General features: G+C 44.7%; 10 protein-coding genes. 2 read left to right on the forward strand and 8 right to left on the reverse strand.

Features of this window, described 5'->3' with window-relative positions:
* The first annotated feature begins 168 nt into the window (after positions 1-168).
* Both BLR32_RS29710 and BLR32_RS29715 read left to right on the forward strand, forming a co-directional pair.
* Positions 169-1,647 carry an aminotransferase-like domain-containing protein gene (locus BLR32_RS29710; RefSeq protein WP_089837561.1) on the forward strand — a complete coding sequence of 493 codons (1,479 nt, stop codon included), beginning with the start codon at positions 169-171 and terminating at the stop codon, positions 1,645-1,647.
* 92 nt (positions 1,648-1,739) lie between these two features.
* Complete coding sequence (locus BLR32_RS29715; protein WP_089837563.1) at positions 1,740-2,171, forward strand: GNAT family N-acetyltransferase; 432 nt, start codon at positions 1,740-1,742, stop codon at positions 2,169-2,171.
* A gap of 73 nt (positions 2,172-2,244) precedes the next feature.
* Here the strand turns inward: BLR32_RS29715 and BLR32_RS29720 are convergent, their stop codons facing one another.
* The 8 genes from BLR32_RS29720 to BLR32_RS29755 form a co-directional block, all read right to left on the reverse strand.
* On the reverse strand, positions 2,245-4,731 hold the full coding sequence (locus tag BLR32_RS29720; protein WP_176842475.1) for a M1 family metallopeptidase: 2,487 nt from the start codon (positions 4,729-4,731) through the stop codon (positions 2,245-2,247).
* A 118-nt stretch (positions 4,732-4,849) separates the two neighbouring features.
* Positions 4,850-7,294, reverse strand: a complete 2,445-nt coding sequence (locus BLR32_RS29725) for an outer membrane beta-barrel family protein (protein WP_089837567.1) — start codon at positions 7,292-7,294, stop codon at positions 4,850-4,852.
* Positions 7,295-7,514: 220 nt separating this feature from the next.
* On the reverse strand, positions 7,515-9,137 hold the full coding sequence (locus BLR32_RS29730) for an MBL fold metallo-hydrolase (RefSeq protein WP_089837569.1): 1,623 nt from the start codon (positions 9,135-9,137) through the stop codon (positions 7,515-7,517).
* Positions 9,138-9,171: 34 nt separating this feature from the next.
* A complete protein-coding gene (locus BLR32_RS29735; RefSeq protein WP_089837571.1) occupies positions 9,172-10,833 on the reverse strand; it encodes a cyclic peptide export ABC transporter in 1,662 nt (553 codons plus the stop codon).
* A 20-nt stretch (positions 10,834-10,853) separates the two neighbouring features.
* Entirely contained in the window at positions 10,854-11,555 is a 702-nt protein-coding gene (locus tag BLR32_RS29740; protein WP_176842476.1) for a thioesterase II family protein, read from the reverse strand.
* A gap of 13 nt (positions 11,556-11,568) precedes the next feature.
* Positions 11,569-17,310: a non-ribosomal peptide synthetase gene (locus BLR32_RS29745; protein ID WP_089837575.1), complete on the reverse strand. Its 5,742-nt coding sequence runs from the start codon at positions 17,308-17,310 to the stop codon at positions 11,569-11,571.
* A 15-nt stretch (positions 17,311-17,325) separates the two neighbouring features.
* On the reverse strand, positions 17,326-18,234 hold the full coding sequence (locus BLR32_RS29750; protein ID WP_089837577.1) for a class I SAM-dependent methyltransferase: 909 nt from the start codon (positions 18,232-18,234) through the stop codon (positions 17,326-17,328).
* Between the two features lie 13 nt (positions 18,235-18,247).
* Positions 18,248-22,777 carry a non-ribosomal peptide synthetase gene (locus BLR32_RS29755; RefSeq protein ID WP_089837579.1) on the reverse strand — a complete coding sequence of 1,510 codons (4,530 nt, stop codon included), beginning with the start codon at positions 22,775-22,777 and terminating at the stop codon, positions 18,248-18,250.
* Positions 22,778-22,791: the final 14 nt, after the last annotated feature.

Genomic DNA, 22,791 nt, shown 5'->3' on the forward strand with positions numbered 1-22,791 from the left:
ATATCTGCATGAGGTACCAGAAGCATATACTCAGGTAGTCCAGCAGCTGCTGAATTTTTGATGGCATTTTTTTGAACGAACGTTCAATCAAAATTTCACCCATTTTGATTTCATCTGCTCCCTGCCTATCTTCGACCTGTGCAATGAGTGACAGATAAATTTTCCGACATGCTTCCTTATAAAAATCTAATAGTTATAGATAAAAAGAGTACTGTAGCTGTATACAGACAGCTTGCTCTTCAATTTATTAAGCTGATCCAGGAAGGGAAACTACTGCCAGGCACTGAACTTCCCAGTACCCGTATACTGGCTAATGATCTGCAGTTGCACAGGAAGACCATCATGGCAGCTTATAATGCATTGGTAACGGAAGACTGGATAGACAATCTACCCCGTAAAGGCTATGCCGTATCCTTACGTTTACCGGTGGTCAGACCGAGATCATATAATACAAACAGATTAGGGGCATATAAAGGGATCAGTGGTTTCGGGTTTGAAAAACTCGAAACAGTATTTTATCCTTCCGTATCCATTGCTAATTCGCGGATCGTCATCAATGACGGCTTTCCCGATATTTCTATTCTTCCCGCGGAAGCTATCATAAAGGAATACAGGAGCGTGCTGGAATCTACTACACTGAACAGGATCGGTACAGAATGGCATGCAGAAGGCTCCCCTGATTTCAGGAGGTCCCTATGTGCCTTCCTTAACCAGACACGGGGAATGGACATTAGCATGGAAAACCTGCTTACTTCCCGCGGGGCACAAATGGCTATTTACATTGCAGCATCATTGATCATCCAACCGGGAGATAAAGTAGTGGTCAGCGATCCCTGTTATTTGCTGGCAAGTATGCTCTTCGGGCAGCTTGGTGCACAGCTCATCCGCGTACCGGTAGATGAAGAAGGTATGTGTACAACGCCATTGGAAGAAATCCTCAAAAACAATGATGTGCGATTACTATATGTGATTCCGCATCACCATCATCCCACTACAGTTACAATGAGTGTTCAGCGGCGGAATCATCTGTTGCAGCTGATAAAAGCATATGATCTTGCTGTTATTGAAGACGACTATGATTACGACTTCCGGTATCGGTATGATCCTTATCTGCCACTGGCGAGTGGAAACCATGGAGGAAATATCATCTATATCGGATCACTTACAAAAGTGCTGGGTACACCCTTCCGGCTGGGATATATGATCGCGACACAGGAATTTGTGCAGTCAGCAGCCAAACTAAGAGCGCTTATAGATTTAAGAGGAGAAGTTCTCATGGAACAAACCATCACCCGGCTGATAGACAATGGAGAACTTGCGCGACATATAAAGAAAGCAAACAAGTTGTATGCACAACGTTGTGATTTTTTGTCTGATCTGATCAGCAATGAATTAAGTGATGTTGTTAATTTTACAAAGCCTACCGGTGGCATGGCCTTGTGGCTAAAGTTCAGGCCAGCATATCCGTTATCTAAAATAGTTAAGAAGGCCGGCACAATGGGACTGACCTTTACAGGAAGTGTTTACAATGAGGAAACAAACGGCGGGTTCAACGCATGCAGGTTTGGTTTTGCTTCTCTTCAGGAGGAAGAAATGAAAGAGGCCGTACACATTTTAAGAAAGTCAGCAGATAGTCTGAGGAAATAATTACGGTGGTACACCCAATAATAATCATCTGGTCCCTGATGCGCACTTTCTGCACTTTTAATTTTGCGTTGTAGAATTTAATACAACGCCATATGAAAATAGTAAAAGCACAAACAACAGAAGACATTGAACTTGCAAAGGAAGCAATCCTTCAGTTCAGACCGAACGTTAATCCGGTATCCTTAATAGAACAAGTGCAGCAAATGATGCAGGAGGAGCGATTTGAACTGGTTTACGTTCTATCAGAAGATAGCAAAAAAGCGGTGGCTTTTACGGGCTTCAGAACGCTGCACCACCTCATGACAGGGAAGATCATTTACATTGATGATCTTTTTACTTTACCTGAATACAGAGGTCATGGTTATGCAGGAGCTTTACTGGATTATGTACATCAGCAGGCAAAAGAAAGGGGAATAGAGAATGTTCACCTGGATAGTGGGTATGCCTTACATCCGGCACATCGGCTATATCTTAGTAAAGGATATGTGATGGCCTGCCATCATCTGGCGAAGGGAATTAAATAATAAAGTTCCGGGTTAGCACAAATAATAACGAACCCCGCGCACAAATGCGCGGGGTTTTCCCATTACTTTTACTTTATTTACTATCGTGTAATTCTTTTTCTATCAACTTCACATGATCCTTTACACCCTGCTCCTGTTTACTGGTCTTTACTGCCAGCAGCGCGTCATCGATCATCCCCTTCAACTCCATGGAATAAGGTGTTATCCTGGTACGGAATGCCATTACTGCCCCCACCGCCTTTTTAAAATGATCCATGTCCTTTACTCCTTTCATGTAGGTAATAAAGTTGAACATGGTATTAAAATTCTCGTCATACGCCGCCCTCAGGTCCTGAGAGGTGAAGGTGGCATACATATTATCAAAGTCGGCGTCAGTCTTGGTGAACACTTCCACTTTCGCGATTGCCGCACTCAGCGCTCCGCGGTTATCCTTCCTGAGGTCTGGCAATACAGCAATGGCCCTGGCCTGATCAATTTTAGCCAATGCATTCAGCGCAGCCCCTGCTACAGTATAGGAAGAATCTTTCAATGCCTGCTCAAATAAAGGAATGTATTTCTGCTGACGAAGGTTTCCCAGCAACTCCGCTGCCAGCGCCCTGTTGCTTGCATGTTTGGAACCAGCAGCTATCTTCTCTGTTTCACCAACAAAATTATCCGGCACGCCAGACGATTTAAATGCCTTCAATATTAACTCCTTATATCTATAACTGGCCTTATCATCCTGTATAACAGCCAGTAAAAATTTTGCTGCATCGCCATCAGATGTATGCTGTAAAGCATACACCACCGCATCTATCTTATCTGCCTGTTTATCTGAATACTGATATTGAAACACGTATTCTGCCGTAGTTTTGTTCTCTTTCCGCTCACAGACAAGTGTCCTGTCGCCATCAAAATTCACCAGGGTGGGCTTTTGATCCGCCGGGAAACTGAAAGTCGCCTGGTTATTGTCCACCCATACTTTATGCCGCTGCTTTTGTCCTCCGGTATATACATCTATGTATACAGGTAATTTAAAAATACTCCCTGTCTGTTGTGTCTGACTAACCGTTACCATCACCTCCTTCTTCACGTCATTATAACTGTAATTAATATCCAGCACAGGATGTCCAGGATTATAAAACCATTGGTTCCAGAACCAGTTCAGGTCTTGTCCGGTTACCTCCTCAAATGCTTCCCTCAGGTCACTGGCCTCTACCGATTGAAAACTGTACCGCTTGAGGTAAAGTTTCACCGCCTGGAAGAATGCATCATCTCCAACATAATTCCGCAAAAGATGCAACACACATGCACCCTTGTTATAGCTGACAGCATCAAACAACGATTCCCTATACCGGTAATAGTGCCTCGCCAGTGCTTTCTTACTGTTCCTGGGATCTTCTGTATATTTCGATAATAATTTATAGATATCCTGCTCCGCGACTTCTTTCCCGTAAACATGCTCTTTCCATAAATATTCGCTGTAAGTAGCAAAGGCCTCACTTAAAAATAAATTACTCCAGCTTTCAGGCGTTACAAGATCCCCCAACCATTGATGCGCGATCTCATGCACTATCACATCTTCATCTGCCGTCTCATCGGTAAGCTGACGCTCATTTTTCAACATATTATCCGTGAAGAGAACCGCTGTCGTATTTTCCATGCCTGCTGCACCAAACTGATGACCAGTTATCAGGCTTAATTTACTCCATGGATATTCCATTCCAAACTTCTCGGAAAAGAATTCCATGATTGCAGGCGTACGTCCGAATATCCTGTTGGCAGTACTTTCATACGCTGTTGGAATATAATAGCTGACAGGGATATTCTTATACTTATCCGTTATCAGTTTAAAATCCCCTGCACCAATGAAGAACAAAAAAGGTGCATGCGGCTGTTCCATTTTCCAGCGGTCGGTCCTTGTGCCATCAGGGTTATCCTGCTTGCCGGCGAGGGTACCGTTTGAAAGAGAAACGAATTTCGCCGGTACTGTCAATGCTATTTCAGTGGTTGCCCGCTGATTGGGACGATCTATCACAGGCGCCCAATAACTGGTATACTCTGTCTGACCATGCGTCCAGCATTGTGCCGGCACCTCTTTATCCTTCCCATCCGGATTAATAAAATGTAACCCTTTGTAAGCTGGTTCTACTGACGCATTATCAGTACGTTCTTCGTTATCTCGCGCCTTGTAAGCAATGTACACCTGATACTTCTCATTCCCTGCATACAGCTTGTTTAAACGAATATACAATCGCGCACTGTCCTTATAGATATATTTCAAGGGAGTAATATCACCCTTGTCACTAACGATCCCTACTTTTTCAATAACCATCTTCTTAGCATCCAGACACAAAGAATCCGTTGGATAAAAATGAGGCTTTAAGGTGATCCATGCTTTTCCCGCCATACTGCGGCTTACAAAGTCAGGTTTCAGCTCCAGCCTTACGTGAACAAGATCATTGATACGTGCTTCACTTCCCCTGAACTGTTGTTTCCAAAGTGTATCAGTTGTCGCAGATACTTGTGCGGTCACAGGAAGATAACAGCTCATCCATAAGACAAACAGAAAGTTTTTCATAAACTCAGTATTAAACATGATTTGGGATAAAATGATCAGATGGTAGTAATGGGCAACACAAGTCCCCCCGGCAACAGGATTGCCTGGACTGTTCCTTAAAAGATAAAAAGATGGAAAATCAGTTACTGCGCTGTGCCCTTCTTGTCTCTTCCTCAACGTTGCTGTTCCGGCTCTTCACGGCCTTCACCTCCTTACGGCCAAAACGGTAAGTAAAGGTTACCCTGACTACACGGGTCTCATTCTTTTGCTTGATAGAATAGTTGACTGCCGGGATAACACTTCTTAAATGCTGTTCCTGTGTATTCAGGATATCGCTGAGGGCAACTTTGAGGTTAGCTCTTTTCTGTAACAGAGAATAGTTAATGCCCATATCCATATAAAACTGGGGCTTAAAGAACTCAACGGTGCCATATACAAAGGGCGATTTATAATCAGCCACCAGCTCTGCCTGTATCCGCTTACTGATGACGAAAGAGTTAGCACTATTCACAAAAAGCCCTTTTTTACCGATATCAAGCGGACTCCCTAATAATTCAGGTGTTTTATACTTCAGGTAAAAGATGGTAATATCATTACTCATTGTCCACCACTTTGCAATCTGGACCGGTATTCCAAAATTGAGGTTCAGCTCCAGCTCCTTTGCCAGGTTCTGGTTAGTCTGATACAGGATCTTGTTAATAGTATCTGTTAGCAATACGGGGGTGATCACATCATTGGTCCTGCTTGCAGCAAGAGTAGCAGAATAAGTATCCTTCAACACATAAGACAGCGAGGCCTGATCAGAATACTGTGGATTCAGGAAAGGATTTCCTTCCCTAAGGGTATACCTGTCCACGAAATAAATAAATGGATTCAGGTCTTCATAATTAGGCCGGTTAATTCTTCTGCCATAAGAAAAAGTCAGTTCATGGTCCTTACCCAGCTTCTGTCCGATATACAATGTCGGGAACAGGTTGAGATAGTCCCTGCTCACTACCTTCGACAAGGTGATGGAATTGCCTTTAGAATGTGTCTTCTCAACCCTCAGGCCTGCCTGAATTTTGGTATTCTTAAATTCCTTATTGAGGTTAAGATAACCCGCATACACATTCTCATCATACACAAACCGGTTGCTTCTGTTGGTTGGCGTCCATGCATTATTGACCAGCGAATCTGCGACCAGATTATTATCTGTCCTTACCAGGGCTGCCTTTACACCCAGTTCCATACGGAGGCCATTGATAAAAGGATGGACATAATCCGCCTTTGCTGAACGCACTTCTATACTGGCAGGCGTTGTATTTTGCAGGAAGAAAGAATCGATCTTCCGCTTTGACACATATTCTTCAGTATGATTATCATAATGGAACAGGTCTTTGTTATTGAATTTCGAATAATCCAGGTCTACGGTTAACTCGCGCCCGAGGGAATCGAACCTTGTCTTATAATTGAGATTGAACGCATAATTTCTGAAACGGGATTGTCCGTCAGACAGGTCAGTGATAAGAGTATCCCTGGATGCAGGATCACGGAACATAAAAGTAGTGGCGCCACCCTTCGTCTTCGTATTGTTGGCATACCCGGTGAACATAAACCCTACCGTACTTTTGGGGCTGATACTATAGTCTATACCTGTTTTGAAATTGTTATTCGACAATTCCCTGATCGTTCTGCTGTTCTGTAAAAAATACGTAGTTTCCTCAGCAGTCTCGTTCGCACGATTTACATTCATATCCCTGTTCCGCTTATTATAGAGATAGTTATAAGTAGCGAAAAAGCTAACCTTTTTATTCCGGTAATTAAAAGAAATACCAGTATTGCCTTTATAATAATTACCGTAACCACTTCCCACAATAAGAGAACCACTAACGCCATATGATTTATTCTTCTTCAGTTTAATATTGATAATACCGGAAGATCCCGTAGCATCATACTTCGCAGAAGGGTTGGTAATAATCTCAACAGACTGGATGTTGCTGCCATCGGTAGCCCTTAACATATTTGCCAGATCGGAAGGCGCCAGGTAGGTAGACTTACCGTCGATCAGCACATTGACGCCCTGTTTACCTTTCAGGCGGATCAGCCCCTCATTATCCACTGACACGCCGGGAGCACGACCGATCACTTCCAATGCAGAGTTACCGGCTGCAAGAGGACTATTTTCAACATTCAATATGATCCGGTCCAGCTTCCGCTCTATCAGTGGTTTCTGTGCGATCACAGTCACTCCGGACAATTCCCGCTGCAATACTGCAGACTTTAATGTCATTCCCGTATGTGTTGGATTTCCTTCCGATATCATCAACACATCAGAAACAATCTTACGCATGCCGCCTTCCATGACAGCTATATAATAATTACCATAGGGAACATTCTCAAACTGAAAATGCCCTGTTTCATCAGTAACACCAATCTTCGAAATAGAAGAATCTTTGGCAAGTAGGAGACTCAGATCAACATTATTACGTTTATTCGCCTTTTCGTCAACCAAAATCCCGGATATTTCACCCCTGTTAATATTCTGGGCTGTCAGACGGGTAACAAACAGAAAAAACAAACAAAAGAAGGTCAACGATTTGGTCATATAAAATGGTTTATAAGGATTCGGACGCTATCCATCAGATTGTCCACTCACGCTTAGATTTCAATCAGGGTCTTGTCTTGTAATATATAATTTTTAATGCACCCGTTTCTCCCTTGCCCTAAAATCCGACATTTCTCCGGCGATCCGCTGCATCAATACAGGGAAAAACAATGTACAATTCCCTGCTCCCCGTCTGTAACCGCAGGAGCAGGGACCTTTTTTACAGCGCTGTAGCGTTTTCTTTCACTTTACTATATAATATCTCCTTTTCGCCAAATAAACGCTCTGCAATAACGCCTACACCAGCGCAATATTCAACGAGTTTATTGGATTGTACAATCGGGTGTGACTCAGGCGTATATTTTATGCTGCTGATAAATTCCAGCCAGGGTTCCTGTCCCATTGCATATACATACATCTCAGAAGGATGGAATATCTCTACCAGCGCCCTGCCCTGTTCAAAATCTGATCCGGCAAAGCGACGTGTCTGATCCATATCCCTGTTCAATTCTTTGGTCATAAGCGGGCCATATAACCAGGTCAGCGGAGCGCCCTCACATTCCATTCCCAGGAATATTACATCCACGTCGCCTACTGCATCATGAATGTGCTTATATAGTTCTGACGATACATTGCAGGAATCTGCCATAAACAACATCGTAAAAGCGCCCAGCTTTACATGGTGGCAGATCTTTGTCTGGATGTTCAGGTCACCATGTTCGCCGATAAACGGAAGCCCGGTGATACTGCAATCATGGAAACGGATGGTTTGCATATCCTCGATCTCGATCACATTATTAAACCCAATCGAATTGAACATATAGCGAAGGTTTGGATCCTGCAAGGAACCGCTAGATGTACGGGGTACCACGATGTTGCCGATCTTATGCCTCAATGGCAGCAGGGTTTCAAACAAGATATGGTCCTGGTGGTTATGAGTGATCAGCACATAATCGATATGCTCAGGGAGATCCATATCAGAGAAGCGGTCTACTTCCTGGGGATAACCATAATAGCTCACCACCGGATCGATCAGGATGCTTACATCCTTCGTCTCAACCAGGATGCAGGCGTGCCCGAAATAACGCATCCTTACCTTATTGCCCGTGTAAGGTTTATATGGCTGAGGAGGTGTATCTGTGAAGAAAGTAGAGAACAATGGCATATCCTCTTCTTTCACACCCAACAACTTCGCAATTTCTGATACAGAGCCAGCCTCGCGCTTCATCCTGGACAATTTATCAATCGCACTATCTTTAAAAGGAATATCCAGATGAATTACGCCGGGCTCGTTCAGACGAGGGGTACTTAATACAAAAGGACGCTCGTCATTATTTGTAATACTGATAGCAATACTCTGCGCTGAAGGCTTATAATATTTACTCTTATACAACAGCGATTCAAAGATCCTATAGGCAGGCTGGTTATTGAGGTCGTACACCAGTTCTACATACCCTTTCAGTATTTCAGGGATCTCTCTGTACAATGGTTGCAGGGTAAATCCCTTCGCTTTGGTTATCAGCAATTGATCCAACTCCTTCAGGGCATCTGAAAGCTCCACCAGTTCTTTGTGTTCAGTTAGTGTCCTATCGCGTAATGCCTTCACTTCGTCCACTCTTCCACCACCCAGATCCATGAACGGGCCCCCACGCATTTTAGGGTTCTTCACGGCAGCCGCATGTATCTGAGGCGCCTGTATATACGAGTTCATGATCTTAAGATGCCTGCCGGTAATGTTCATGGCAGCTGTTGCTGGCGAAATCAAATGGCTCCAGGCATACCAGCGGTCAAACAGGGGTTCCAGGATCACATTTGGCAACAAATACATTGGATTCTCATTCATAGACTTCAGTATTTAAAAATGAATATTTACTTTATTAAATGGTTTGTAACAATGGTTCTTCCCTGATGATCTGTATTTCTGTTACCTTCCCGTAATCAAAACGGACAAGGCGGTTACAACAGTGGTAATATTGATCATCATGGGTGATGGCGATGACTGTTTTCCCTTTACGCTGCAGCTCGGGCAATAACTGATCGTAAAAGAACCTCCTGTAAGCAGGGTCCTGGTCCGCCGCCCATTCGTCCAGTACCAGCACAGGCTTGTCTTCCAGTAGTGCCATGATCAGTGCCAGTCTTTTCTGTTGTCCTTTGGATAAATGTGGGCTGATCGTATTATTTTCAAACCGGGCTTTTTCACTCAGGTCAAGCTGTCGTAATAAGATCTGCAGGAACTGGTTTTCCGGACGTATATCATAGTCATTATAATTCTCTGTAAATAGATAAGGGCTGGCAAATACAGCTGCGATAAGCTGTCTGGTAGCTGCACTATCGCCAGCAGGTAAAAGCGCTCCGTTCAGATAAATGCTACCTGCATGTGGTGCATATAGGCCAGTGAGGATGTTGACAAAAGTGGTCTTTCCACTACCATTCCCGCCTTTGATAAAAACGATCTCTCCCCTTTGAATATCAAGGTTCAAAGGCCCCAGGCCAAAGGAGACATCACTTTTTGCATCCTTATAGGCATACGTGACGTTACGGAAAGAAATAGAGGAGAATTCTTTTTGTCCCTGTATCATGCCTTCTTCTGCCCATGCATTATCCGGCAACTGATTATTAACGATCCGGTTAAACTCTGTCAACCTTTTCAAGGCTATCCGCACATTCGTATAAGTGGGTATCAGGGTGACGAGTATCGCTACCGGACCTATCATGTACAGGATAGTGATAAGAAAAGCGCTGATCAGTTTCGCGTCTGTTTTGACTACCAGGGGAATGGCAAACAGTATTACACCTATTACAATGTACCAGCTATAGGTACCTATCAGCTCATTGGTGGCATACCTGATGCTGGACTTTTTAGTGAGTGCCCTGGCTTCAGAACGGTTCTTTAAAAAGAACCGGGAATAAATGTTCCTTGTCCTGATAACATCGGTTTTGATCTCCTTAAACCCCATTAACAGATCGCCCAGGTAACGATAATAATGGTTCTGTAAACTACGAACCTCATTCAGGTCTTTCTCGATCTTCCTGTTCCTGATCAGATAAAATATAAGTAGGGACACCATTAATCCCATGATAAGTAATGCCCCCGCCCATGAAATATAAAACAGGTATACAAAACAACAGCACATCGTAATGGCTGCATTAATAGCATTCATTGATACTTCAGGAAGGTTCACTAGTGTACGTACATCATTTACTGCCGTGATGATCCGTTCATTCCCCAGCTTTACAACATCAGGATAAGCGGCACGCTGTACCTTTTGCAGGATATTCAGCTCAAAGTCAAAATTAACCTGTGTAGTAAGTTTGATCATCTGTACCTGAAAGACCCTGCTACAGACCGCAGACAAAAGGACGAGCAAAAGGAAACCTGCCCATTCATATTGCTGGAATGCAAAAGTATGACTACCACTGATTGCGTTATTGATGAGCAACAGTAATCCTATATTCAATAAAGCGTTGATGATTCCCAGCAATGCGATAGAAATATAGAAGAACTTGGATCGCTTGAAAAGCAACTTAAAAAACTCCATTACCGAAATGATTTTAAGGATTAAATCTCCGAAAGCACTATTCCCAGTTCATGCGTGATCTGTCTCATGATCTCCCGCTCATGCTGAAAAATGAAAAAATGATTGCCTGGCAGTTTTCTGATCTTTACAGCTGCTGTTGTTTCCTGCTTCCAGCCTTCCAGGTCATCATCTGTCATGTTTTCTTCTGTACCCACTATTACTGAAATCGGAACAGACAGCGGGGCTACCGGGTTATACACAAATGTTTCCACTGCTTTAAAATCGGACCTGAGGATCGGTTCAAAATATTCCATAAATGTGCGGTCCTTGACTATTCCATCCGGTAAGCCACCCAGGTCTTCGATTTTTTTCCAGAATTCGTCTGCGGGCAACTGATGGGTAGTCCTGTCTTTTTTTAGTGTAACAGGTGCACGGCAACCTGTAAGAAAGAGATGACGGGGTGGATGGTAGCCCTCCTGTTGAATGCGATGCGCTACCAGATAGACCAGCAAGGCTCCCATACTATGTCCATATAAAGAATAGCTCTTATTCAGATCACTTTTTATCTGCCGCATAATATCTTCTACCATTAAATGAAGGTCATCTATGAGAGGTTCCATGATCCTGGCACCTCTCCCCGGCAATTCTAATGGTACGAGGTGCACACCGGGAGGCACGTATGGCTGATATCCTCTGAAGGAATGTTTACTTCCCCCTGCAAACGGGAAACAAAAAATGGTCATGCTTATAAAGTGTTCAGGTAAGTGGAATAATAACTGTGTCGGGGTGATGTACCAGCTGCTGTAAGAGGATAATATATCCTTCCGTAAAAGTCTGAATATAGCTGCTGTCATACTTTTCCGGCCAGTATTCACAATTGATCACCAGCCCGTTCTTAAACAGGTCGCATTTCATATTCAGCTCAAACTGCGGAGCGGCATTGCCTGTATGCTGTCCTATCTTTTCAGCAGGGAATTCATTATTCGTTGTCAGGTCCAGGTTCCTCAGATGCAGCAATACTTTACCGATCGCAGATAGTGGCAGGTCCAGCTTGTCCAGTAGCTGCTCGAAGGGATAGAGATGGTCACCTGACTCCTGTGCCACCGCCCTTGTCTTATTCACCAGCTCTCCAAAGGTGATGCCTGGCGTGATGGCTACAGGTATCAGCATGATCTCAACCAGGTATCCCATCATGCCTGTCAGTTCTTCACGTTGGCGGTAAGATACAGGAGCGCCGATCACCAGTTGTTGTTCGTTGGTAAAACGCGCTAACCAGGCAAATAAAGCGGCAGTCAATACATTGAAATATCCACTGTTTAAAGATGCCGCTAATGTAGTCAGCGTCTGCCAGTCTGCAGCTGGCAGTAAGGAAGTATACATACTGCCTGTAAACGGCCGGGCAGTGCTTACCTTCCCGAAGATGAAGTTCTTTTGTACAGTGGTCAGCGGTACAAAATGCTGGTCCATTGTTGTCTCCATCTCCTTACGATACCCTCTATGGCTATTGATATAAGGGTACAATTGTTGTTGCCAGTATGATGTCAACGCCTCTCCTTCTTCCTGTAAGCGTTTATTTTGCCATGCGCAATAATCCTTCAATTGTATCCTGCCTTTTTCCTGCCTGATCTGTATACCCTGCTCCAACTGCTCATAGATGGTATTAAAATCATCTGACAGTATCTGCAATGATCCGCCGTCGCCAATGGCATGCTGCACAGATAATATGATCGTGTATAATGCTTCACTCATCCTTACCAGTGCTATCTTCCACAGGTATGGCCGGTGGAGGTCAAATGGATGATCGCGATATTCAGCAAACAGCTCATCCAGCAGCGCATCCCTGTTTTCCATATTGACAAAATCAAGGTACGTAACCGGCAAAGGGTCAGCAGCAGCATGCGCCACCTGGTAAAGATCGCCATCCTCAAAAACGAAGCTTGTCCGCAAAGCTTCATGCCTGCGCATCAATTCCCGTACTGTTTCTGCAAACAATCCAGCATCTATGTGCTGTAATGTGAAAGACCCGGTTACATTATAGGGTCTGGGCGACCATGCAAACTGGATCCTGGTATAAATCTTCTTCTGGCGGTTATCGGCCATATACCTGGATTGCTCTTCAACGGGAGCAATCGCATCTGCTAACCTGTTCTTTCCATGCTGTCTGATAACGACAGCCAGCTGGCGGATGGTTGGAGCCATAAACACATCCATCAGTTTGAGCTTTACTTTGAATTGACGCTCTACCAGCGACAGCATCCTGAAAGCCTTGAGAGAATGGCCGCCGATCAGGAAGAAGTTATCATTGATCCCGAAGCCATCATGCTTTAATATCTCCTTCCACATCTGCTGAAGTATCTGCACGACCTCGTCTTTCGTATCCAGTGTATCATTAAACGTTTTCAATTTCGCAGGAGCGGTCTTTTTTAAAGACGCCCTGACATTATCACCTCCTTTTCCAAGATTAACTAAAGTGCCGTCTGTTTTCCAGTATGCCAGCTCGCCGGTAGGCATCCATTGTTCACTATCGGCAGCCCTGGCATATAGATTACCTCTTACCCCCATTGGAAGTAACTGCATATATCCGTCTGCTACCCTGTGACTATTTGCAACAGCTGCCGCCTCCTCAAAGGCGGCGATCCTTTGCTGTTCATCCTGCATTAATATCGGGAATGCATATAAAGGCACGGAAGGATCTGCAATAACAGCCTGCAGCAGATTTTCAAAGTGACGAACAAAGGCTTCCATCCATTCAGCCCTGAACAGATCAGCATCATACTGGAATTCCGCCCTGACACCTACTGCTTCTTCTGTAAAATTCACCAGCAGGTCTACCTGGCTTACGTCTGCACCTACATGGTAAGACTGTATTTCAACACCTTGTTCTACCGGTTCCTGCTGCAAAGTGATATCCGCATTCTGCAATACAACCATTACATCGTACAGGGGATTCTGGTTGACCTTTCTTTCTATATTCAGCCCTTCCAGTATTTGTTCCACCGGACATACCTGGTGCTCAAATGCATCCATGGTACTTTCCTTCACTTTCTGTAACAGGTCCAGGAAACTCTCATTTCCCGAAAACTTTGTACGGATCAGCACATTATGGACAAAAAGGCCAATCAGCTCTTCAGTATCAGGATGATCCCTGCCTGCTACCGGTGTACCTATCACCATATCTTCCCTGCCTGTATATCTGAAAAGCAGTGCCTTCATGACAGACAACAGCGTCATAAACAGAGAAGCGCCATTTTTAAGAGCCAGCTGGTGGATGCGGGTAGTAGTGGGCTTGTCGATCAGTATTGCAACAGTTCTGCCACGATACAATCTCCGCTCCCCCCTCTCGATATCTGATAAAAAGTTGAGTGGTGGCGGAAGTTCCCGGAAACAATTCATCCAGTATTCCATATGCCGGCCCATCTTATCCAGGGAGATCTGCTCATAAAGCCAGGCGATATAATCTCTATACTGTATTGGTAATGGCTTTCGCTTTACCATCCCTTTTTCCTTTAATAGGGAATAATTACCCAGCAACTCTGACATGAGTATTTCAAGTGACCATCCATCCGAAATGATATGATGAATGTTCATCAAAAAGAGGAATCGCGTATCAGTCACCTGCCATAAAGCTGCCGTGATCAATGGATCACTATCCAGGCGGAAAGGTTGCATAGCCGCTTCTTTTGCGATCATTTGCAGATAGGCATCCTTTTCCGGAATGTCATGCCGCAGATCTTCAAAATGCATTTGATTAGTACATGCCTCAACCGGGCACACCTGCTGCCAGGGCTCTCCGTCTATGATCACAATATTCGTACGCAGGGTTTCATGACGCTCTACCACCATGCGAAAAGCCTTTGCAAATATGACCGGATCAATATCATCCACAAAAACAGCTCGTGGAATGTTAAAAGAGCTCAATTGCCCATCATTCAGATAATCTTCGATCCAGATAGCTTTCTGGGATGGCGATAATTCGTATAATGTAGTTTCAGCTACCTGTGTTATCGGCATATACTCTTTTCTCTCCAGGTTGCGCAACAACGAGGCAAGTGTTCTGATAGTAGGATGGTCGAATACATGCCTGATCGTAATGTCCAGGTGAAGGCGTTTGTATACCTGGTAAACCAAACGCGTCGCTTTTAGAGAATCTCCACCGATGGCAAAGAAATTGTCAAGTACGCCAATTGTCTTCTTTTTCAGCACATCCTGCCAGATCTCCAGCAACGTATGTTCCTGCGGTGTAGCAGGCGGCGCGAATGAGTTATCCTGCCCATTTATCTGCAAAGGATCGGGTAATGCCTTCCGATCAATCTTACCATTGGGTGTAAGCGGGAAACGTTGCAGCACAATGATTGTGGCCGGGATCATAAACTCCGGCAGCATCGCCGACAACTGCATCCTGAGCAATGACGATTCCAGCAGGTCCTCCCCGGTAACATAAGCCACCAGAAATTGCTTGCCTTCCTCATCTTTACAGGCAATCACCAGCGCCACCTTTACACCTTCACATTTACTTAAGGCGGCTTCTACCTCCCCCAGTTCGATCCGGTATCCCCTGATCTTCACCTGGTGATCCTTTCTTCCCATATAGGTGATATTCCCATCCTCTTCCCACCTACCAAGATCTCCTGTTCTGTACATCCGCTTTCCAGGATAAAAAGGGTTCTGTACAAACTTTTCTTTCGTCAGTGCTTCACGGAACAGATACCCGTCTGCAAGACCATCTCCGGAAATGCATATCTCCCCAACCACACCATGTGGCAACAAACGGCCATGGTCGTCCAGCATATAAATATCCGTATTAGCGACAGGTCTTCCGATCGAGATGCTTTTATCTGAAGAGCGAAGCCTGTATACAGTGGTATATGTAGTGTCTTCGGAAGGCCCGTACAGATTGCGGACCTCCAGGCGATCACAGTCCAGTTTCTCTTTAATGAATAAGGGCAATGGTTCTCCGGCCATATTAACAGCCACTACCGTATCAAAAGCAACATCTGCATGCAGCAATTCAACGATCACAGAAGGTACAGTATTCAGCAGTATCTTATCATCCTGTTGCAAATAATCGGGTATCTGCAGCGAGGAATCGAGTATACGTACCGTTTTTCCTGCCGCCAGTGTAAAGAACAGCTCAAAGACAGAGAGATCAAAACAATAGGAAGTACCCGCAAAGGTGATCTCAAATGGTGTGCTGCCAAATTCATGCAAAGCCCATTCAATAAATACAGCCGCATTATAATGCGTGATCATGACACCTTTCGGCTCGCCGGTACTACCGGAAGTATAAATAATGTATGCCAGGTTATCCGGCATTATATGAGAAGTGCCTGCAGATGGTGTACGTGCGCGGATAATATCTTTTAGCACTTCAAGAGATTGTACTTTACAGGAAAGAGCTGGCCTGCCTGCTGTTTCCCGCTCTCCGGCAATAAGCAGCACGGGCCTGGAATCGTTAAGGATGTAATTGACACGCTGAGCAGGATAATCCGGATCAATAGGTACATAACATGCGCCCGATCTTAAGATACCCAATAGTATCACGGGCATCCATTCTGAACGCTTCATCAGCACGCCTACCCTATCCCCTGCTTTTACGGCATGCTCTTCTCTCAGCCAGCATGCTACATTATCTGAATAATGATCCAGTTCTTCGTTTGTCAAATGCTGCTCCTCATATACAATTGCCACCTTGTGCGGATACATCCGCAATTGCTTTATGATAAAGTCCGGAATGTTATTAAAGGCTGGCTGCACAGTGCTTGCATGTGCCATTGCCAGCAAATAGGCTGTTTCTTCCGGCCGTAATGCGATCAGGTTATTTAATGTTTCCCGGGGATCAGACAACATCTTCTCCAGCAGGAACACCCATTGCTGCAGAAACCCCTGCATAAACCTGTCTGTATGGCCGTTATCACCCGATACTTCAATATGAAAACCTTCATCCTCTCTATATACCCTGAAAATATTAGATACACCTGTGATGTCTGCCTGATGATTAAAGGCATCCAGCACCAATCCGATGTTCCATATTTTAAGGGCATCTGCAGCATGCTGCCGGGTGGTCTGACCCAGCACATCCTGCATATTTTCTACTTTGAAATCCAACGCACTGTAAAGCTCTTCTTTACACATGGTCAACAGGTCGCTTAATTTACTCTCAGGCGCGGCGACGAGCTTCAACAGACATAAGCCATCCACATCACCCGACTCCTCTTCCAGTATACAGGAAGAAGTGGATACGATCAGCGTTTCCTGCGACATATAACACCTGCCGGTCACATACAATCCTGCCAGCATCACCAGAAATATGGCGGCAGGATCTTTTCTTGATACTTTATCAATTTGCAGGGACAGCTCCGGGCTTAGCTGGCAATGATAAGTTTTTACGGGGCCATTGCCCTGTTTTCCTCCGGTAAAAACAACCCCGGCTTCTTCCAGTTCAGAGAATTTCGAAAGCCAGTATTCCCTGGCCTGTTCAATTTGCAATTGTAATTCCATACCTACAGGCTTAGATCAAAAGTTGGAGAAAATGGTCATTGAGAAGAAAGAGTGCTCGTTAACAGTCGTAACCGGCACCTGGAAAGACTCCCTCTTGCTGAAGAAGGCAGATTTCCCTACACATTCATAATAGACTTCAAGGAAGATCAATACTATCCTCACCTGATGTTGCTTTGCAAAGCTTTCCAGGCGATTGAAAAAGGCAACAGCTATATTTTCGTCAAAAGGAAGCCAGAAGTATAATACCATGTCTTTTTCCGGAAAATCAAATTCGAGCGCATTAACACATTGTGAGGTAATATCACGGCATTGCATTTCCGGAGGCTGATAGACTGCTATATTAGACAAGGCGATGTTATGCAGATGCGCGGATAGTTCTATTCCGATGATCCTGTGAAACGGATGATCTGCTGCCTGCAGGAGGACTCTTCCCATTCCGCTGCCAACGTCTATAAATACAAAGTCACTAAAACGAACACCATATTTTGCCAGCTTTGCCAGCGCTATCTTTACTGCTACAACGGGGCTTGGGTTATAACGATTGGCCCCTTCATATCTTTCAACACTGACTTCTTCGGGCAGCTCATACTGGCTTAAGATAGCACTGGTAAGGGTCTGGTACTTCCCGTCAAAATCATCCCTGTTCTCCCGTTCCATCATTTTCCGATCGATGGGATTATTGATCCTTCCCAACAGGAAACCTATCAGCCATTCATAATCCACGGATGCAGTCTGCATATAGTGACCAATGATCCTTTGGAGATTACTACCTATGACCGGGTCCATACTACTGACCGCCTTATTGCAGGTATCCAGTAATAATGAGATCCTGTCTGCAGGCGCTGTTATTTCATAATAGCGATCATGCACCTTTTCCAGTGCTGTCAGCAAACTGAGGTGAATATCTCTTTCCGTATTTATCATAACATTATAAGCATTAATTGAGGTCGAAAAACAGGTCCTTCCTTGCTTTTTCCCTGATAGCTTTTCCCATGATGGATTGCTTCAGTGAGAGTAAAGTCTCATGGCCGGCTTCAGGGAGAGTCAACATTATCTTCTTCAGATATTCCTGCATCAAATGGATACGGGACTCATTAAACAGCGTAGAGGCATACTCGATGGACACAGTAATACCCTGCGCATCTTTCGTGAAGATGAAGGAGATATCATATTTACTGACAGCATACCCGGCATCCAGTTCTGTTAATACCAGTTCCTGTCCCTGTCCGTCTGGTATGTCGTTGCTATGTTGTAATGTCACCATTACATCAAATACAGGAGAATGCCCCGGAGGCACAGGCGCGGCAAGATCTTCCACCAGTTGATCAAACGGGTATAACTGGTAACGGAAACTATCCAGCACTGCTTTCTTTACATCAGCCAGCAACTGATCAAAAGTATTCTCCGCGGCTCCGCCCACCCGAACAGGCAGGATATTGACCATGAACCCGAGTACATGCTCGAGGTCAATATGATTTCTTCCTGCCACCGGGGAACCTGTTACGATATCAGTTTGTCCGGTATAAAAATATAAGAGCAGTTGTACGATCGCCCTTACTCCCATAAACATGGTAATATCTTTTTCCTTTAACCAGGCATCTACTGCGCGGCTAGCATCCTCTTCCAGCCGGAAAGACATCCATTTTCCTTCAGAAGAACGCTCTGCCGGACGCGGATGGTCCAAAGGTAATTGCAGGCGGGGTACACCTGTTTTGAAGACGTCCATCCAGAATTTCCGGTGTTCCTTTAACAGGGCTCCTCCCAGCTGTTTATTTTGCCAGGCTGCATACTCTTTATATTGTACGCGAAGCGGTGCATGACTTGTCTCCATACCATTACAGTAAGCAGTATAAGCATCCAGCAGCTCGCGTACAAAGATGTCCATAGACCAGCCATCCATGATGATGTGATGGAAGTTTAATACTAGTACATGATCTTCTTTTCCCAACTGCAGGATCTTAAAATAGAAGAGCGGTCCTTCTTCCATATCGAATACCCGGCTTCCCTCGCGGGAAGCGATCGCCTTAGCTGTTTTCAGTGGCTGGTCACTATCAGACAGGTCCTCAAAATGCGTCACTGGCTGGAAGTATCCCGGAGCCTGGACCACTTGTACAGGTTCATTTTCCACCTTGTGGATAACCGTACGCAGCACTTCATGTCTTTTCACCATATAAGCAAATGCCTTTTCGAGGGCAAACCTGTTCACGGCGCTTGCAATACGATAAGCATGGGGAATGTTGTAGGCAGTACTGTCTTTCTCCAGCTGTTGTAATATCCAAAGCCTTTTCTGGGCGTGTGAGATGGGATAGTATGGCTGCTCTGGTAATACGTTGATATTCTCAAATCCCCCCTGCTGCATTTTGCGAATAAATGCTATCTGTTGTTTTAACACAGGATGCTCAAATACATCTTTCAGGTCCATATAAATGGAAAACTGCTTTTGCACCCTCGATATCAATTGGATCACTTTTAAAGAGTGCCCCCCCATATGGAAAAAATGCTGCTGACTGCTGACAACTGGAACACCCAGGATCTCACTCCAGATGGCAGCCAGTTCCTTTTCATCCTGATCTGTTATTGTTTCCTGCTGACCGGTGGGCTGACCTGTTTCCGGCAGCAGCTTTTTATCCAGCTTTCCATTATTGTTCAGGGGTATCTTTTCGATCCAGGTGAAGAAGGAAGGGATCATATAATCAGGCAGCACAGCAGCCAGTTCCTCTCTTATTAAAAATTCGCTGACAGGTTCTGGCGCCACATAATAAGCTTTCAACACGGTAGTACCTGTAGTGTGGTCCTTATCTGTAATAACCACCGCATCCTGAAGTATCTCCAGGGCTTTCAGCTTATTAATGACCTCTCCCACTTCTACCCGGTGGCCACGGATCTTTACCTGTGCATCCTTTCGTCCCAGGAATTCAAGTTGATGATCTTCATTCCATCTGCCATAATCTCCTGTACGATATAGTTTTTCACCATCTTCAAAAGGAGATGGTACAAAGCGGACATCCGTTAATTCCTGGTTATACAGATATCCTTTTGAAATTCCTTTTCCGCTCACGCATATTTCTCCCGGCATACCTTCAGGTACCAGGCGGAGATGATTATCGAGGATATATATGCTGGTGTTAAGCAAAGCATTGCCTATTGGTACGATGTGGCTCACCTTCTTTCCTGCCGCAAGCTCATAGGCGCTGATACACACGGAATATTCGGAAGGACCGTAGGCATTAAAATACCTGAATTGTACAGCGTACTTCATTACGTCTTCCGGATAGGCTTCCTCTCCTGCCGTGATCAGAATGCGTAAAGTTGTGGCCTCGTGGATCGCTATGCTTTTTACATATACCGGCGGTAATGTAGCGATGGTCACCTGCTGCTGGTTAATATATCTGATAAATTCAACGGCGTTGTTGATCTTATCTTTTGTGATCAGCTCCAACGTAGCGCCGGATAACAATGCCATAGTGATCTCCCACACGGAAGCATCAAAAGATAATGAAGCAAATTGCAGGATATGATCATCCGGGCCCGGGCTAAACAATTCCATTTGTGACCTGAACATGTTTACCTGCCCTTCATGGGTGATCATGACGCCATTAGGCTTGCCGGTAGAACCGGAAGTATAAATGATATAAGAAAGATCCTGAGGAGCACTTACCACAGGAAGATTATCGGTCTTCGCTTCCCATTCATTCAGCTCTATATCAATAGCTACCAGTGACCGATGATAATATTCCATCACCGTGAATAATGCTGAAGAATCAGTGATCAACAGGTTTACATCTGTATGCGCTAATATATCGCGGATACGTTGTGCAGGATAGCCCACGTCAATGGGAACATATACACCTCCGGCTTTCAGTATGGCCAGTATACTGATAACAGACCATTCAGACCGTTCTATTATCAAAGCTACCAGGTCTCCTTTTTTCAATCCATATTTATGTTGTAAGGTATGCGCCGCAATATTTGCCTTTTCATTTAGCTCGCTGTATGTCAGTACACCTTTATCCCATCTTACTGCAGGCTGCGCAGGTACTTTAGTCACCATACTTTCAAACATGGTAACAAAGGTGGCGGGTTCCGGAACCATACTCAGGGTACCTTTCCCTATTCGCAGTAATTCCGCCTTTTCTTTGTCCGTCAATATTTCCAATTGTCCGGTATGCACATCCGGCTCATGACTAATCTGTTCAAGGATAGTAGTGAAATGAGCAGCCAGTTTTTTGATATATGGAGCGGGATAGGCAAAACTGTTATACCGGAATTTAAACATCAACGCTTTTCCCGGTACGATCACCAGGCTCAGATCATAATTGGAATGCTCATAGATATTGATATTTTCCACCTGGAAGGAATGAGCATCTGTGGCCTGTTGCTGTAATACGATCCCTTCAATCTGTTCTTCAATGGGATAGTTTTCAAAAACGAGCAGATGATCTATCAGCTGGTTACCCATTGGGGTTAATGACTGAATATCTGCCAGCTGGCTAAAGTGATAGTTAATGCCTGCTACGCCATCACCATGCACCTGCGCTGCGATTGCCGCAAAGGTATCATTGCTGTCAAATTTTACCCGTACAGGTATCGCATTGATAAATAGGCCTATCATGGTCTCAATTCCGGCAATGCCTGGAGGTCTGCCGGAAACGATCGTACCAAAGACGACATCCCCGGTATTATTATACCTGCCCAGCAATACACCCCAGGCAGTCTGTATCAACGCGTTCAATGTCACGCCTAATTTCCCGGTATATTGTACCAGGCGATCTGTTAGTTGCCTATCCAGTATTACGATCTCCTCCTGCTGTAAAAAACCTGGCTGTTTTCCCTGTTTCTTTAGCGGCGTGGCTGTTTCAAAACCTTCCAGATATTGATTCCAGTATTCCAGGGCCCGTTGACTGTTCTGCTCTTCCAACCATTGTATATACCGTCTGTATGGAGTGACCGGCGGCAGGTTATGTCTGCTCTTTCCCAGCAAACTATGATAAATAGCCAGCAATTCATGGATCAGGATACTCATACACCATCCATCCATCAGGATATGATGAAAGCTCCAGATCATCTCATATTGCTGGTCCTGCAGTCTTAACAAGGCTACCCTCATCAGCACATCCTTCCTGAGATCAAATCCTCTGGCCTGGTCTAACTGCCTGAAATGACGAATATGGTCCAGCTGTTCTTCATGAGATAATGATCGGAGGTCTTCCTGGTTAAACTCGATCTGCCTTTCACGTAACACCAGCTGAACGGGCTTCTTGAGATCATCGTAGTTAAAAGCAGTACGCAGGATATCGTGCCGCCTGAATAGCTCATTAAAAGCTTCTTCTACCAGGGCCGGCTCCAGATAGCCTTCCAGGTTGTAGGAAAATTGTAACAGGTATACGCTGGCAGCCTCTTCGCGAAGGCTGTGGTATAAGATACCGTTTTGTAACGGTGACAATGGATATACATCAACGATGCTCATTAGGGAGAATATTT

It is taken from the genome of Chitinophaga filiformis (assembly GCF_900102545.1).
GTDB lineage: Bacteria > Bacteroidota > Bacteroidia > Chitinophagales > Chitinophagaceae > Chitinophaga > Chitinophaga filiformis.